This window comes from Vibrio splendidus, assembly GCF_003345295.1.
GTDB classification, from domain to species: domain Bacteria; phylum Pseudomonadota; class Gammaproteobacteria; order Enterobacterales; family Vibrionaceae; genus Vibrio; species Vibrio splendidus_K.
This window is the reverse complement of sequence record NZ_CP031056.1, coordinates 128,547-143,963: the sequence shown is the minus strand read 5'-3', so window position 1 is coordinate 143,963 and position 15,417 is coordinate 128,547. Positions and strand designations below refer to the sequence as shown.

The following is a 15,417-nucleotide window of genomic DNA, read 5'->3' as shown; positions in this document are numbered from 1 at the left end:
AATGTAAGACGTAAAGTTTTGGCCTGCGGGAGATTTATCTGCTCTTTTCTGCCCGAAAATCAGGGCTCCTGTAGGCCATTCTCTAATCATGTTAGTTAGGGGAAATAAATGAAAATCGTATTTTTACTTAGCTCCGTTTTTTTCTCTTTGATCTTCTCGCTCAGCTTATTGGCTGCTGACGACAAACTGGAAGAGGAATACCAGTCTCTGGTTGGGTTGTTCTTTGATGCCACTCGTACTGGTAACAATGAAGTGGTCGATGCATTTGTTTCTCAAGGCTTCCCCGTTGATCAACGCAATAACCAAAGTTACACCGCACTCATGGTTGCGGCTTATCAAGGAAATAGAGAAACCGTCCGCTTGCTACTCGATTCGGGTGCCAATGCATGCCTGCAAGACAAACGTGGAAACACCGCTTTGATGGGGGCATTGATTAAACGCGAAATCAGTATTGCGAAAGACTTGTACCGAGCGGAGTGTTCTCCAGAGTTACGTAATAAAGCAGGACTTAATTTGAAAGAATTTGCCGAAATTTATGGTCAATCCAATGTGCTGAAATCCCTTTCGCACTAAATGAAGTGCGCTAATAACAATAAAAAGGACGTAATAATATGAACAAAACAACATGGCTTGCTGCACTCGCCCTTATCTCTTCTCCTGTTTTTTCTGAAGTAGTGAATGTTGAAATGATCGATCTTGGCTCGGGTCAGTCAACCGGAACTGTAATGATAAGCTCAAGTGAATACGGAGCTGTTTTTACGCCGGAATTGAAAGGCTTACCCGTTGGTTCGCATGGCTTCCATGTGCACGCGAACGGTTCATGCGATAGCATCACAAAAGATGGCAAAATCATACTCGGTGGAGCCGCTGGCGGACATTATGACCCTGAGAAAACGGGCAAGCATGGTTTCCCTTGGACGGATGACAATCACCTTGGTGATTTACCGTCGCTTTACGTTAATACTCATGGCATAGCCGACCAACCAGTAATGGCGCCAAGAGTTACACTAGATGACGTGAAAGGTAGAGCGTTGATGATCCACGCCGGTGGTGACAACCATTCAGACCATCCAGCTAAACTTGGCGGCGGTGGTGCACGCATTGTCTGTGGCGTGATTAAGTAATCTCTTCTTTAAGAGTTAAAAAAAGCGCTCCAACTTATTTGGGGCGCTTTTTGTATTTAGGGATGACACTTATCTCTAACGCAGAGCTCTCATTAATCACTTAGGCTTTTGTTTGGCTAAAGCAGAGCGTTAAGGCATTGACTTCCACTCACTGAAAAGGCCAGCAACGTTGACTAGACACTGCCTGCATAGAAATAGAAGCAAATTGCTAGCTCTGAGGTTCTCAATTGGATCAGCATACTTACAACTTAAAGTTGGTCGGCATTACAATTCAGAGACATCCGCGAAGATTTTATATTGATGTATCAACCCCTGTTTGAAAGATAAGAAAGTCGCGAACTTAGCGGCATACGCGCTGCCATTCAGGCGCACATAGTTAACTTGCCCCTCACACGCAACCGTATCATCGTTTACGTAGATCCCAGAAAACGTATGCGTCATTGATTCAATTGATCCAAAGAACTCGGCATTGACCGCTTCGACAACTGGCTTTCCTACTACTGGCTCAGCGTTCGAAAAATGAAACGACACGTCATCATGCAGTAGTGTCATTAGGGTGTGGACATCCTTTTGGTCGACGATTTGATATAGATGTTTTGTCTGTTCAATTAATGGTGACATAGCAATTGCTCCTTTGAATTTGAACTAATTTGGATTTGAACGAGATTAAGATTTAGCGTGATTAAATAAGTACAGGCTTATCAACAACAGTATTACGGCGGCGATCAATTGCAGCGTTAATGGCTCGCCATACCACGTGATCCCAATGGATACGCCGACGACGGTTACCACATTTCCCACTTGGCTAAAGCCCAGCCCATCGGTGATCCGTTGAAAACGAAATGTTAGTAAATAACTGAGTGCTGATAAGCTTGCCATGAGCGCAAGTACGCCCGCTCCGTTTGTAATGAATTTACCATCGACTGCATGAATAAACGGAAGCCATATCATGCTCTGTAATGTCAACATGCCAGTGGCCAGAACAATTGGATTGGCAAGGGGAGGGAACGCGTGACTGCGATAGACATTGCCTGCGGCCAAAAATATAGGGACGAGTAGCGCAATGGCCAGCGCTGACCAAGGAGATGACGTATTCATTTGTGGTGATAAAGTTACAGAGAGTGCGGCGATTACACCAACCATGATCCCGAGTACTTTTCGTCTGGTTAACGAGGAGCCTTGAAAAGGTAAGGTGAATAATAAGGTAAAGATGGGGGACAAAGTGACGAGTACACTGAACGTACTGGTATTAAGAGATTGTAGGGCGCAGGTTGACGCCAGATTCGGGATTGCGACACCCAGTAAGCCAGCCCAAAGATAATAACGGTAATGCACCAATGCGGTTCGGTTGAGCTGACCTCGCATAACCAATAGCGTCATCAACAATAAAGCTGCACCTGCCATCGGTATTATCGCAACATCAATCGGTGGAATGCCAATGGTCACAGCATATTTGGCTAACGCAAAATTCACGGCGACAAGACTGCCAATGCTGACCACGTATAACGGAGACTGGAATTGCCGACCGATACCATTAATGTGCTTTTTTGCCGTTACCGGTTTTATCAGTGATTTCATGTCTTGCTCTATTATTGAAGTCGATGAAATCAGCATAAAAGACCTAGATTGATTAGAGAATAGGCTCTACACTCTCCACACTGTATCCAAATTGGCGACAATCATGCAGCACTTAGACGCTATTCCCTATTTCCTTGCGGTGGTAAAACAATCGAGCTTTGCGGGCGCAGCGCGTGAACTGGGCGTGTCACGTTCGGCGGTCAACAAACGGGTGATCCAACTAGAGTCGAGCCTTGGAGTGCGTTTGCTGCATCGTACTACGCGCCAAGTATCGCTTACTGAATCTGGTGAGCAGTTTTATGATCACCTCACCAAAGCCAATTATTGGCTGCAAAAAGCTGAAGATGCAGCAACCAGTCAGCAAAATCAGGCAATTGGCACATTGCGGGTTAATGCGCCAATGTCTTTTGGTCGTCTGGTATTGGCCCCTCTCATCCCACAATTTCTTAAACGCTATCCTCATATTCACATAGACATGACGATGGACGATGGTTACGTCGATATCGTCGAAGGAGGGTATGACGTCGCGATTCGAGCTGGGGATTTAAATGACTCGAGTTTAGTGGCGAAGCGGTTAACCAGTGTCCGTAGCGTCATCTGCGCTTCTCCTACGTATTTTTATGAGAATGGTTTGTCGATCCCAACCGAGATCTGCGAACTCAGTGCGCACAACGCTTTGCTCTATCGTCATACATCTGAGAGTGCCGAGTGGTTTTTTGGTCACCAAGATCAGGTGACCAGTGTTGTCGTGAAAGGCAATTACCGAGTCAACAACAGCGAAGCATTACTGTGTGCGACCACGGCAGGGCTTGGGATCGCTAGGCTTCCCGACTTTATTGCCAATGCACCCATTCAGTCAGGGGAATTGCTGCTCTTGCTACCTAACTATCTGATGCCAGAGAAGAATGTCTATGCATTGCTTCCTGAGCGAGATCCAATGCCACTCAAACTACGATTGTTTATCGATTTCCTTGCAGCTTCGCTCAATGATCGTTAAAAGTTTATGAAGTTGATAAGAGGTTTTAGGCGTACCTAGCCTTTTTATTTTTCACAAATCGCGCTTTTGGTTTCCCACTCACACCCTCGTTCAGATGATCAAAAAATTTAAGCTTCTGTCTAGATGAAGCAGAGCGCCAAGGTATTCAACTGCCATTGACGGAAAAGACCAACAACGCATACAAGGCATTGTTTGCCGAAGGGCAAGGCCGCATGGATACCTCGGTATTGATGAAAGCTGTCGTTGAAGAGACGAAGAAGCAGAAGATACGAAGTACAAGAGGCTAAAAGTCATCGAAGCTTAGTTTAAAAATAGCCGCAGATTAGCGGCTATTTTTTTGCCTAAGATAACTTAGAAATACAGAGAAGCGTTTGTTCTGAAACTCACCATTGAACAAAATTTTGTTACGAATTTAACGCCACAGGGTGATCTCGGATCATTTCCGCGACTGTAAAAACCTTCCTCCCCTAGAAAGTCATGCTCGATTTACTCATCCACTACAAATTGTTACCAACGTCTTCTGATGGGTTGAGTCCTTCGCTAGAGATTGGTTTGGTCAGTATTGTTCATTAATAATTGCCGCATAAACCAAAAACACAGATTTACTTTCTACCTAATTAAGGCGTCAAATCATGACAAAACCATCAAAACTCTTTACCAGTATCGCTTCTGCTTTGGCATTGACCGCTAGTGTTTCAGTATGGGCTGATGAGCAAGACTTTAGTTCGATGCAAATGCAAGGCGTCGAAAAAGTGGATATTCAAGTTGATATAGAAGGCGCTGCGCAACGCTTATCGCAAGCGGTTCAGTTTCAAACTATCTCTAACCAAGATCGCAGTGATTTTGATGAACAGGCTTTTCGTGACTACCACCAATTTCTTGAAGAATCGTACCCATTAGTGCACAAAACACTCAAGCGAGAAGAAGTCGGTGACCCGCGCCCTTTCAGCTTGATTTACACTTGGGAAGGTAAAGACCCATCACTCGCTCCCGCTATTTTTATGGCGCACCAAGATGTGGTACCAATTGCAAAAGAGTCTCGTGATGAGTGGAAAGAAGATCCGTTTTCAGGTGCGATTAAAGACGGTTATATCTGGGGCCGTGGTTCATTAGATGACAAAAACCAACTTCAAGCACTGTTAGAAGCTACTGAAATGAAGCTAAAAGAAGGTTTCCAACCTGAACGTACCATTTTGTTTGTATTCGGCCACGACGAAGAAGTTGGTGGGCCAGAAGGTGCAAAGCACGCCGCTGACATCATTGAACAACGTTATGAGAAAATTGCGTTTGTTATGGATGAATCTGCTCCTCTTGTCCCTGGTATATTCCCTGGCATCCGTGAAAACACGGCACTAATTGGTATTGCTCAAAAAGGATTCGTTAGTCTAGAGATTGCCATCAATGGTGTTGGTGGTCACTCATCACAACCGGGTGAAGAATCGAATATTGTCGCGTTAGCAAAAGCCGTTGAGAAAGTTGAAGCAGCGCAATTCCCTTACAAAATTCATGATGCGGTGAGATACCAATACCGATACATGGGGCCGGAACTTCCAGAAGCGCAGCAACCACTTTACAAAGCCGTAGCCTATGGCGAAAACGACACGGTGACGGACCTAGAGAAAAAATTTATTGATGTAATGTCTAAAAATGAGGTTACTCGCGCCATGCTTCATACCACAACGGCAGTTACTATGTTTAATGCTGGTATTAAAGACAACGTATTACCGCCAGCAGCAACTGCAGTTGTAAACTTTAGACCAATGCCAGGTGACACTCCTGAGGTGATTATTGAGCATGTGAAGAAAGCGATCGGCGACGAAAGAATGACCATTCGTGATATCTCAGCATCAACGCCTGCAACTAATGTTGCGGATCCTAGCGGTCCTGGTTATGCCATGTTGGAGAAAACGATTCGCCAAACTTGGGGAAATGACCTGATTGTCTCACCGTTCTTTGTTATTGGTGGTTCAGATTCTAAGCACTTTCAAGCACGAGATTTTGCCCCTGATGTATATACAATGACGGCGATACAATTAGAAAGCGTAAAAGAATTCGAAGGCTTCCACGGTGTGAACGAGCGTATCTTAGTTGAAGAATACGGTCGCTCTATTGGGTTCTTCTACCAACTAATGGATAACCTCGAAAGTCTGTAATTCAAATATTATTGACTGATATAAAACGAGATGATGGCTAAGACTTTCTTAGCCATTTTTTCATTAGCCCTTGTTCTAATTAGAAAATATTGACATGAAAAATACATTATTAATGGTTATGGCTTGTTGTTTTAGTTTGTTCACACAAGCTGCTGAAACGATATCTTGGGAGTCATTAAGACCTGTGCAAAATCAGTATCAGGTTCTTTCTCCTGGGAATAAGGCGCTACTTTCTGAGATTTACGCCTACGAAGCCGTTCAAAAAACGCGTCAGTTAAGTCCAATGGAAAACGATGGATACAATCAACGCGTGGTATTGGCTGAAAAGTTTGGCTTAAACGTACGTGAGCTGCTTTTACAAAGAACACAACAAGCGAACGATATAGTTCCCGAGCTTAGTATTAACGATATGAAACTGGCCGGGTTTTTAGTACCGCTCGAAATGGAAGGTTTAATAGGAAAGCAGTTCATTTTGGTGCCAACTGCAGGGGCTTGCATTCACACACCTCCCCCACCTGTAAACCAAACGATTTTAGTCGAATTTCCTGAAGGTCATGAATTACAAAGTTTATACACACCAGTATGGGTGACAGGGAACATTAAAACAGGGGCGGTTGATACGTCGATTGCACTTTCTGATGGCAATCAAGATATTGAAACTGGGTATGTCATTGACGCGTCGGATATTGAGCTTTATCACTAAATCTGATCAACGAACTTAGAATTGAAAGGTGACTAACGGGGAACAGTTAGACTAAAATTGATCGCTATGTGCCGTTTAATTCACTTCTCTTCATGCTCTACACATAGCAGCGCTAAATATAGTAAATATTAGAATCACTTGGGGTAGGTAAACCACCGAGAAAACAATATTCATGTTTCCAACTTCAATGTTTGATGGAAGCAATCCATCGGAGGCGATGAGGCGTTATTCCGTTTTCCTTGTAACGTGTCTGTATTAACAAAGGCAACTGGCTCGCAGCTTTTGCATACAGTTCGCACTACAGCACTTATATACCAATAGGAAAACCAATATGAAAAGCTTAATCGCTATATCCATAGTAACGGCTCTATCTGCAGGCTCTGCGTTTGCTAATGAGATCGTTAATGAATCATCCACAAATGTAGATGTTTACAACACTCATGACTTCTTCTTGCAAAAAGGCAATCGCGTTAAACTTCAGTTTCCTATTGAACAGTCTAAGTTTGCTTGGCAGAACCTAAGTCGTTTCTATCCTACCGCTCAAATTGAACGTGATGGACCTGTCTACCAATTCCCATATCAGATTGACCAAGAAATTGGTGAAATATCAGCGACTGTGCACGGTGAAAGCAAGACATTAAATGAACACCTAGATTCTTACCCTGTCGATGCTTTTCTTGTTGTTAAGAGTGGAGAGGTTGTCTTTGAACGTTACAACACGATGCGAAAAACAGATAAGCATAATTGGTTTTCAAACTCGAAAATTACAGCAGGTATAGAGCTGGCTAAGTTGGTCAATGAGGGCAAAGTTAACCCTAATGACCCTATTTCTAAATACATTCCTGAATTAAAGGGATCTGACTGGGATACAGTATCTGTTTCTGATACTGCAAATATGGCGACAGGCTTAAACGCAACAGAGCACGATGAGCCTGAGGCAGACTCACGTATAAACCCAGAACAACCTTGGTTTAAATGGGCGGTTTCCATTGGCGTGTTTGAGGGTGAAGGCAACCAAAGCCCACTTGAAGTGCTGGCCGAAATGAAGCGAAGAGCACCGGGCGGAAAAACATTCGAATACAATTCAATTAATACGTTTGTTCTGGCTCGACTTATTGAGAATGTTCGTAACTTACCCATGAATGAGATTGTCAGTCGTGATATGTGGCAGAAAATGGGGGCAAATAATGACGCTTACACTGTCGTTTCTCCACAAGGGGGATACCCTTTAATGTTTTTCTCAATGAATACCACAATTGAAGATATGACTAAATTCGGTATGTTACTTACTCCGTCAGCCACAAAGTTGGGTAATGGTGGTGTTAGCAAAGAAGTCATTACGTTAATTCAAGACTCTGGTAACCCTGAAGCTTACGGTGGTGGTTATGTTGGTAAGATGATGGAAAACTCTTTCTACAACGACACAAACATCAAGAATGGTTATCAATTTGATGCAATCTTTGAGGATGGCGACTTATTCAAGGCCGGTGTTGGCGGTCAAGGTGTGTATATTTCACCAGAAAAAGACTTAGTTATATCTTTCTTTTCAACCAGTAATGGCAAAAACCAAGAAGAAACTTATGCTCGTGAGATTGCGAAATATTTTAGCCGCTAATTATGCAATCGGTGATTGCCACTTGATGTGATTAATCATTGATAGATTTGATCATTGAATAGAGTTTTATCTTTTTGTAACGCCAGTCGCCTGACTGGCGTTTTTTTGTTTGTTGAACTTGGTTATTGATTCCCTGTGATTGGGTGATTAAGTACCACGATATCTTTGGGTCATCTCAACACCACTATCCATTATCGCTTGTGTTAACGCTTTTATGCGCTTTAGGCTCGTGGTTACACACCAATGCCATGGCGTAAAGAAGTTCACATTATATAGATACGATTGTTTGAGCTTCTTCCCGTTACTCATTGTGTTCAGACTATACATTCGATCTCCTTACCCTCTACTCATTGGCAATGCGCGTAGTGTTGGGATGCTATGTAAGCTCAAGAGTGGCTTCGTTTGAATCAAGCTATATTGATGGGGTTTAGGTATGCACTAGCAAACGTAAACATCAATAACGGCATTGAAATAGGCCGCTAGAATAAGGTTTTGAGTGTTGAATCAATATGGGATGTAGGCGTAACTTGATAGAGATAGAGATAGAGATAGAGATAGAGATAGAGATAGAGATGGAGATAGAGATAGAGATGGAGATAGAGATAGAGATAGAGATAAGGCCGAACTGAATAGTCAATCGTGGCTATTTTAATAAAGAAGAGTGAGAGGGTGTAAGGTAAGGAAAACAAAACTAAAAAAAGGCGAATCTCTCGATTCACCTTTAACATATTATGGATTTTGGTCGTTTTAGAAGAATACTTTGTATTGAAACCAAACCACGGTGTCGTCAATGTCTAGTTTTTGATTGGTTGATTCCATGCTTCCATAAGTATTTTCAACCTTGACTTGTCCCCAACGTGTTTTGTCTGCCGAAAAAGGAGTCGCTGCGAGTAGAGTGGTTTTAACGGTACTCGTTTCAATATCACCATCCATGTATGTAAATTCTGGGTAGGCTGCAAAATAAGTACCATCGGCGCCCGGCTTCCAAACTGCATAAGCAGCAGCCATACCACCTACGATGCTATTGTCTGTCACACCGAAGGCACCTGTTGTGCTGTCTGAATATTCACCGCCCATCAGTGCTGCACGGCCAAAAAAGGTCAGAGAGTCGATTGGAGTTCTAAAAATAGCGACACCACCTACTGCAGCAGTAGTAAAGCTTGCATTATCAATGATATCTAATGATGCGGCTACACGAGGTGTAATAGCACTATTTATGTTGAACACATGGAAATATTGAGCTCGGCTGTCTTTATATTTACCTTCATTATCCATCGAACCTTCCAATGTGAACATAGACATCTGCCCGTTGTCATAAGCGTATGATAGTGCCCCTGATAGCTTTAGGTCACCTTTGTTGTTGGTTGCTACATACATATTAGAGCTGGCACGAGTCATATCGGATGGATCGACTTTTTGAATGTCATCGCCAGCAAATGCAGAAATAGAAATAGTAGCAAGTAAAGCCGTAGACAAAGCGGTCATTTTTAGAGTGTTCATGGGACGTTCCTGAGTTATTTAAGTTAAGTTGCCGAAGCAATGACGCAACTTTACATAAGGTTTTTAGACTCATTAACTCTCTAGCGATGGGCTCGAACCATCGTTGTCATTCAAACAGCGTCGGTAAAGGGAGGGAGGGCGGTTTCTGGTGGTAAAAAGTATACTAATTCGTATGTTTAATGTGTATTTGGGAAGATATTTGAATTCAAGTCAGAACGTGCTGATAGAAATGTGTCACTTAATAAGAGAAACATACGTTGTATTGGTTAATGTAGACTCTGGTGGTAAGATTTATTATCGAATATAAGGACTCGCAGGGCATAATATGAATTTTAGTCTTGAACAATTAAATACTTTCGTTGCGGTATATGAACAGAAAGCTTTTAGTAAAGCGGCGATAAAATTGAATAAGCACCGAACAACGGTTGCACAAGTAATTACGAGTTTAGAAGACCAGTTAGCGATCACTTTATTCGATAGATTGAGCCGCAGTGTCGAACCGACTGAAGATGCAGTACTCCTTTATCATTACGCAAAACAAATTCTAGAGCAGGCTAAAACTCTTGATCGATTTGCATTAAGCCTTTCATTTGGCGGGCTAGAGTCGGTGACGATAGCCTATGCGAGCTTTTTACCTCATCACGTTGTTTCTAAAATTCGTCGACAGCTTTATGAAGACTTCCCATCCATGCGTGTTAATTTTTTGGTCAGAACGAAACCAGAAATAAAAGCAGGGATCGAAGATGGAAGCATTCATTTTGGGATTGTGAATATATACGAAAGCAAAGTGATTAATAGTATTGATTTTACCTTTTTGGGGAATATGCCTTTTGTTCCATTTGCTCATGCAGGAAGTGAATTATCGGCTAAGCCCTCCAACGAAACGCTCTCAACGATGAAATCTTTACGCCAGTTTGTACTCAAATCTATGGTCGATGATAAAATGACGGAGAAGGTTGTTGTTTCTTCAAAACATGAATATGTTGATCAATTAGCGGTCATTGTTAAGCTTGTCCAAGATGATTTTGGCTGGGCTCTTTTACCAAAGTCGATAATTGAATCTGAATATATGACTGAGAATTTGGTAGAGATAAAATGTGACGAGATCAAACAAGAAATAATGGTTCCCATATCCCTTTGGTGTCCACATTCAAAACAGATTGCTCAGGTAAAAAAATCGATCATCAAGGTCGCTGATTATTATATAAATAAATCAGCGTACTAAAAAACGGACACTGTATTGGGATGAGTTCATCAGGCTATAGAAGTATTTATCTTGATGAGCTATCTATTATGAGTTTGTTTTAGCGCACTTTGAGTCATAAAGTGCCAAGAGTTAAATATTGGACTATCCAAGTTCAGGACGTAAATGAGTTGGCAACCAAACTATGCGAGGCAGGAAGACTTCAAGTATTGAAAGCTGCACATAATTCGTTAACTTATGATTAAAAAGTAACTTCAATATTCTCATACCTATATATGTTGCAACCAAAAGAACAAACGCGAGATCTATTGGTTCTCGCGTAATCTTTTACCTTACTGGTGCGCCTTCTTGCTTATCGGCTTTAATACTTTCATAACTGACGACTGTTTCCACATACCAATACCTGTTAAAGCAAGAGCTGGTATTAAGCCCCATAGCGTAGCGGTAAGATATGCTTCATTGCTTCCTAAGGGTGAATAGAACGCTGCACCAACAAATAGCGCTAAAGTTATGTGTATCCATCTCAAAATTATTCTTATGTTCTTACCATTCATGACGCTTTCCTTGTGCTGTTGTTTTAAGCTCTATGGTAAGGCTGTTTTATCTACAGTTCTTATCATTGCGACAAGCGGTGTTTCCAGAGCGTGAGTTGCTTTACCTTAAGATAAATGGGAAAAATTCATTACAATTGCCAATATAGACACTCAAACACTTAGAAAATAATAACTAGGTAAGTAAGTCTAATTGAGGAGGTCGAAATCAAGTTTAATCCCGCTTTGGCACACTTAAAGGGGCAGAAATGAGTCAGCTTTGATCAAGGCTTGAATTGGAAAATATCGGATTATGTTTTGATCCATCCATTTTATTCTTTCGCTACTCTTTCTTTTTTGAATTTTCCACTCACACCCCAACTTAACCATTCACTCCTTGTTACTACCGTTCGTCGCATTGATAAAACGGCGTGACAAATTCTAGTTAACCTTTCAACGTCAACATTTGAAAGGGATTAGAAATCATGACTACTTCACACTCATTTAATTCAAGCTCTACCACTTCTCTGCTTAAGCGTTCATTACTGATTGCTCTTGTTTCGTTTGTACCGTCATTAGCTTTGGCTAACCCAAGTTCAGACGTGCTTGATATCTACAACCAAGCCGCGCAAGGCAATGAAGACTTGGTTGAGGTGGCTTATGAACGCCTGAATGACACGCTGCAACAAGACGGTGCTACGCCACTGACCTTGGTTTACTTAGGCAGTACAGAAACCTTAATTGGACGTGATGCATTCTTGCCTTGGAACAAGATGAAGTATGTGGAGAAGGGCTTATCGACAATTGATAAATCACTGGTGCTGCTTAAAGACGAAGTCCAACCGATTCATGAACAACCTCGTGTTCAAGGGTTGCCGGATTCTTACCTAACTCGCGCAATGGCTGCGGTGACTTACACCTCTCTGCCAGACATGTTTAACCATTTTGACCGTGGTTATGACTTGTTCCTATCGTTACTCGCTGAAGATGATTTCCAACAACAACATTTCGCTGCGACATCGTGGATTTACCGTTACGCCATTACCGCATCGATTCGTGCTGAAGACTTCAAGCAAGCACAGGTGTGGCTTGAAAAAATGGAAACTGCCGATGCTGGCAACATCGAAACTATGACGGCTAAAGCGCTCATTGCGAAAGCTAAATAACGGTTTACTCAAGCTCAATAACAGCAGCGAACGCTTAAGAGTGATTGGCAATCAGAGGACAACGAAATGATTGAATTTAAAGATATCGGCAAAGCATATGTCACGGGCGGTCAACGTGTTGATGCATTAAATGGGGTCGATGGACACATCCAGCGCGGTGAAATGGTGGCGTTATGTGGGCCATCAGGGTCTGGCAAAAGCACACTTTTGAATATTCTTGGTTTGTTGGATATGGATTATCGAGGGCAGATTAATATTGATGGCCAACCGTATCCGACAGAGCAAATCGCCGCTGCGCGTTTTCGTCGTCAGTCGTTGGGTTTTGTGTTTCAGCGCTTCAATCTGGTTCCTGTAATGACAGCACTTGAGAACGTCGCTTACCCATTGATGTTGAACCAATGCTCGAAACAAGAACAGCAGGCCAGAGCACAAGATATGCTGGAGCGTGTTGGGTTGGGAGATTACGTTCATCATCGACCAGATAACCTTTCAGGTGGCCAACAGCAACGTGTTGCGATAGCCAGAGCGCTGATTCACAACCCAAGCCTCGTGATTGCTGATGAGCCGACCGCGAGCCTAGACAGCCACACTGCGAACCTTGTGATCGACATTATGAAAGAGCTTGGCCACGAAATGGGCACGACTTTTATCGTTGCCACCCACGACCCAAGAATGGCGCAGCGTTGCGATCGAGTGATTGAACTTATCGACGGTCAATTGGCTCCACAAGCTGCAACCACGGAGGCGATCTCATGGGCAAGTTAACACAAAGAATGAGCACGTTTTTACTTCCAACCTCGGTACGTTTAGCGTGGTTGAATTTATTGAGAAACGGTCGACGCAGTCTACTTTCAGTGTTGATCATCGCGATTGCGGTATTTGCACTGACCAGTGCTGGTGGTTATGGGCTTTACACCTATGAGTCACTGAGAGAATCGACTGCGCGTGATACTGGCCACCTTACTTTGAGCACGCTAGGTTATTTTGAACAAGATGAAGACATGCCGCTGAGCAATGGTCTGGATAACGTGCAAGCGCTAACCCAGAGCATTATTGGCGATAGTGATGTGCGTGGTGTGCAGCCGCGAGTCTATTTCAGTGGCTTGGTTTCTAATGGCAGTAAGTCGACCATTTTTATGGGAACGGGCGTCAATGAGCGCGAGTTCGACATGAAAGGTCCTTTCCTTGATGTACGCAGCGGGCAAACCCTGTCGGATGTGAAATCCCCAAGATACGACAGTCAAGAACCACAAGTGATGCTGGGTACTGACTTGGCTCGTAACCTTAAAGTTGCGGTAGGGGATTGGGTGACTCTGCTCGCGACCACAAGTGACGGCGCATTGAATGCCTTTGATTTTAAGGTGCAGGGCATTTACTCAACAGGCGTACCTGAGTTGGATAAGCGTCAGTTGTACGTGCACATCACAACCGCACAAGAGCTTTTGGCCTCAGATAAAGTCAGCACCTTGTCGGTGTTCCTATTTGAAACAAGCAAAACCTCGACCGTTCAACAGCGCATCCAAACTGCTTTAGAGCGAAATAGCGCTAGCCAAAACGATCAAGGCTCAGAGATCGAGATTACCCCATGGCAAGATCGCGCGTTTTTCTACACCAAGGTTAAAGATCTTTACGACCGGATCTTCGGCATCATGGGCGCAGTGATGGCGTTGGTGGTGTTTGTGTCGTTGTTTAACACCATGACTATGTCGGTGACGGAACGTACTCGAGAGATCGGCACCTTGTCAGCACTTGGCAGTTACCCCTTTGAAATCGTCGCAGGCTTCTTAAAAGAGGCGGGTTTGCTGGCACTGATTGGTAGCGTTATTGGAGCACTAGTGAGTGGCTTGGTGTCGTTGCTACTGTTGGTGGTTGATATACAAATGCCGCCACCTCCCGGCAGAACCGAAGGTTACCCGCTCAACATTTACTTCTCATTGGAATTGGTTGGTTACGCCACCTTAGGTGTGCTGACAATATGTTTAATCGCTGCTTATTTCTCTGCTCGTAAAGGCGTGAACAAGCCAATCACGGAGGCGCTGGTTTATGTGTAAATTAACTCGCTCAATTAAAACGTTGGGCTCTGTTTTGGCCTTGGCCTCGGTTCTAACACTAGCTGTAACATCGACGCCAAGCTGGGCAGTCGATTCACAACAAGTCACTGAGATGATTGCCAAGGCGGATAGCTACCGCTTGAACAGTGCACAAGCCTCTAAGGTGGTTTCTTTGGTGGCGCTATACCAAGACGAACAACTGGATAAAACCCGTGAATACAATGTCTACACAAGGCCAAATCGAGAGTCATTGGTCGTCTTTAAATCAGCTGTTGAAGCCGGTCAAAAGATGCTGATGATTGAAGATAACTATTGGTTACTGATGCCGAAATCTCGTCGACCAATTCGTATCACACCGATGCAAAAGCTATTGGGTGAAGCCTCGGTGGGCGATATCTCGACACTCACTTGGAGTGAAGATTACCAAGGTGAGTGGGTTGCTGAGCAACGAGTTGAGATGCCAAGTGGTGAACAGCTCGATACCCATCATCTAAAGCTAGTGGCGAAAACCAAGGGTGCCAGCTATCAATCGATTGACCTGTGGTTAACGGCAGACCGAGCGTTTCCAGTTAAAGCGGATTTGTACCTGCGTTCAGGAAAGTTAGCGAAGCAAGCGTGGTTTGCTGAAGGTGTGCGAGATGGCTTGCCAAGTGTGGTATCGATGACCTTGCTCGATAAGATTCAGCCGAGTAAGAAAACCGTGATTGAGTATCGTGAAGTAATAGAACAAAGCTTGGAAGACAAATACTACAACCCTGCTTATTTGTCGCGTAACAGTGTATCTGGATTGTAGGTG

General features: G+C 43.4%; 16 protein-coding genes and 1 pseudogene. 12 read left to right on the top strand and 5 right to left on the bottom strand.

Going from position 1 to position 15,417, the window contains the following annotated elements:
* Positions 1-108 precede the first annotated feature (108 nt).
* A complete protein-coding gene (locus DUN60_RS16615) occupies positions 109-573 on the top strand; it encodes an ankyrin repeat domain-containing protein (protein WP_114634409.1) in 465 nt (154 codons plus the stop codon).
* A 38-nt stretch (positions 574-611) separates the two neighbouring features.
* Complete coding sequence (gene sodC / locus DUN60_RS16610) at positions 612-1,124, top strand: superoxide dismutase family protein (RefSeq protein ID WP_114634408.1); 513 nt, start codon at positions 612-614, stop codon at positions 1,122-1,124.
* Between the two features lie 264 nt (positions 1,125-1,388).
* On the opposite strand, the gene DUN60_RS16605 is transcribed toward sodC, so the two are convergent.
* Entirely contained in the window at positions 1,389-1,745 is a 357-nt protein-coding gene (locus DUN60_RS16605; RefSeq protein ID WP_114634407.1) for a nuclear transport factor 2 family protein, read from the bottom strand.
* Positions 1,746-1,790: 45 nt separating this feature from the next.
* Positions 1,791-2,702: a DMT family transporter gene (locus DUN60_RS16600; protein WP_114634406.1), complete on the bottom strand. Its 912-nt coding sequence runs from the start codon at positions 2,700-2,702 to the stop codon at positions 1,791-1,793.
* A 103-nt stretch (positions 2,703-2,805) separates the two neighbouring features.
* On the opposite strand from DUN60_RS16600, the gene DUN60_RS16595 reads away from it, so the two are divergent.
* From DUN60_RS16595 to DUN60_RS16575, 5 genes and pseudogenes are all read left to right on the top strand, one after another.
* Entirely contained in the window at positions 2,806-3,699 is an 894-nt protein-coding gene (locus DUN60_RS16595) for a LysR family transcriptional regulator (RefSeq protein WP_114634405.1), read from the top strand.
* 101 nt (positions 3,700-3,800) lie between these two features.
* Positions 3,801-3,986, top strand: a pseudogene (locus tag DUN60_RS16590) (hypothetical protein); the annotation flags it as partial.
* A gap of 345 nt (positions 3,987-4,331) precedes the next feature.
* On the top strand, positions 4,332-5,852 hold the full coding sequence (locus DUN60_RS16585) for a M20 family peptidase (protein ID WP_017075587.1): 1,521 nt from the start codon (positions 4,332-4,334) through the stop codon (positions 5,850-5,852).
* Between the two features lie 94 nt (positions 5,853-5,946).
* Complete coding sequence (locus tag DUN60_RS16580) at positions 5,947-6,555, top strand: DUF3299 domain-containing protein (protein ID WP_017075586.1); 609 nt, start codon at positions 5,947-5,949, stop codon at positions 6,553-6,555.
* Between the two features lie 331 nt (positions 6,556-6,886).
* Positions 6,887-8,170, top strand: coding sequence for a serine hydrolase domain-containing protein (locus DUN60_RS16575; protein ID WP_054546068.1), 1,284 nt, complete (start codon positions 6,887-6,889; stop codon positions 8,168-8,170).
* 454 nt (positions 8,171-8,624) lie between these two features.
* On the opposite strand, the gene DUN60_RS24685 is transcribed toward DUN60_RS16575, so the two are convergent.
* Positions 8,625-8,807 carry a hypothetical protein gene (locus DUN60_RS24685; protein WP_171307305.1) on the bottom strand — a complete coding sequence of 61 codons (183 nt, stop codon included), beginning with the start codon at positions 8,805-8,807 and terminating at the stop codon, positions 8,625-8,627.
* A 110-nt stretch (positions 8,808-8,917) separates the two neighbouring features.
* Positions 8,918-9,670 carry a hypothetical protein gene (locus DUN60_RS16565; RefSeq protein ID WP_114634403.1) on the bottom strand — a complete coding sequence of 251 codons (753 nt, stop codon included), beginning with the start codon at positions 9,668-9,670 and terminating at the stop codon, positions 8,918-8,920.
* A gap of 325 nt (positions 9,671-9,995) precedes the next feature.
* Here DUN60_RS16565 and DUN60_RS16560 point away from each other — a divergent pair, with 325 nt between their 5' ends.
* Positions 9,996-10,895, top strand: a complete 900-nt coding sequence (locus DUN60_RS16560; protein ID WP_114634402.1) for a LysR family transcriptional regulator — start codon at positions 9,996-9,998, stop codon at positions 10,893-10,895.
* A 311-nt stretch (positions 10,896-11,206) separates the two neighbouring features.
* On the opposite strand, the gene DUN60_RS16555 is transcribed toward DUN60_RS16560, so the two are convergent.
* Positions 11,207-11,428: a hypothetical protein gene (locus DUN60_RS16555; RefSeq protein WP_054546072.1), complete on the bottom strand. Its 222-nt coding sequence runs from the start codon at positions 11,426-11,428 to the stop codon at positions 11,207-11,209.
* A gap of 461 nt (positions 11,429-11,889) precedes the next feature.
* On the opposite strand from DUN60_RS16555, the gene DUN60_RS16550 reads away from it, so the two are divergent.
* The 4 genes from DUN60_RS16550 (at position 11,890) to DUN60_RS16535 (ending at position 15,414) form a co-directional block, all read left to right on the top strand.
* Entirely contained in the window at positions 11,890-12,570 is a 681-nt protein-coding gene (locus DUN60_RS16550; protein ID WP_114634401.1) for a hypothetical protein, read from the top strand.
* A gap of 66 nt (positions 12,571-12,636) precedes the next feature.
* Positions 12,637-13,335, top strand: coding sequence for an ABC transporter ATP-binding protein (locus DUN60_RS16545; protein WP_114634400.1), 699 nt, complete (start codon positions 12,637-12,639; stop codon positions 13,333-13,335).
* On the top strand, positions 13,323-14,621 hold the full coding sequence (locus DUN60_RS16540; RefSeq protein ID WP_114634399.1) for an ABC transporter permease: 1,299 nt from the start codon (positions 13,323-13,325) through the stop codon (positions 14,619-14,621). Before DUN60_RS16545 ends, DUN60_RS16540 begins: the two co-directional genes overlap by 13 nt.
* Positions 14,614-15,414 (top strand): outer membrane lipoprotein-sorting protein, encoded by an 801-nt coding sequence (locus DUN60_RS16535; protein ID WP_114634398.1) that lies wholly within the window; start codon positions 14,614-14,616, stop codon positions 15,412-15,414. The genes DUN60_RS16540 and DUN60_RS16535 overlap by 8 nt, the downstream gene beginning before the upstream one ends.
* Positions 15,415-15,417: the final 3 nt, after the last annotated feature.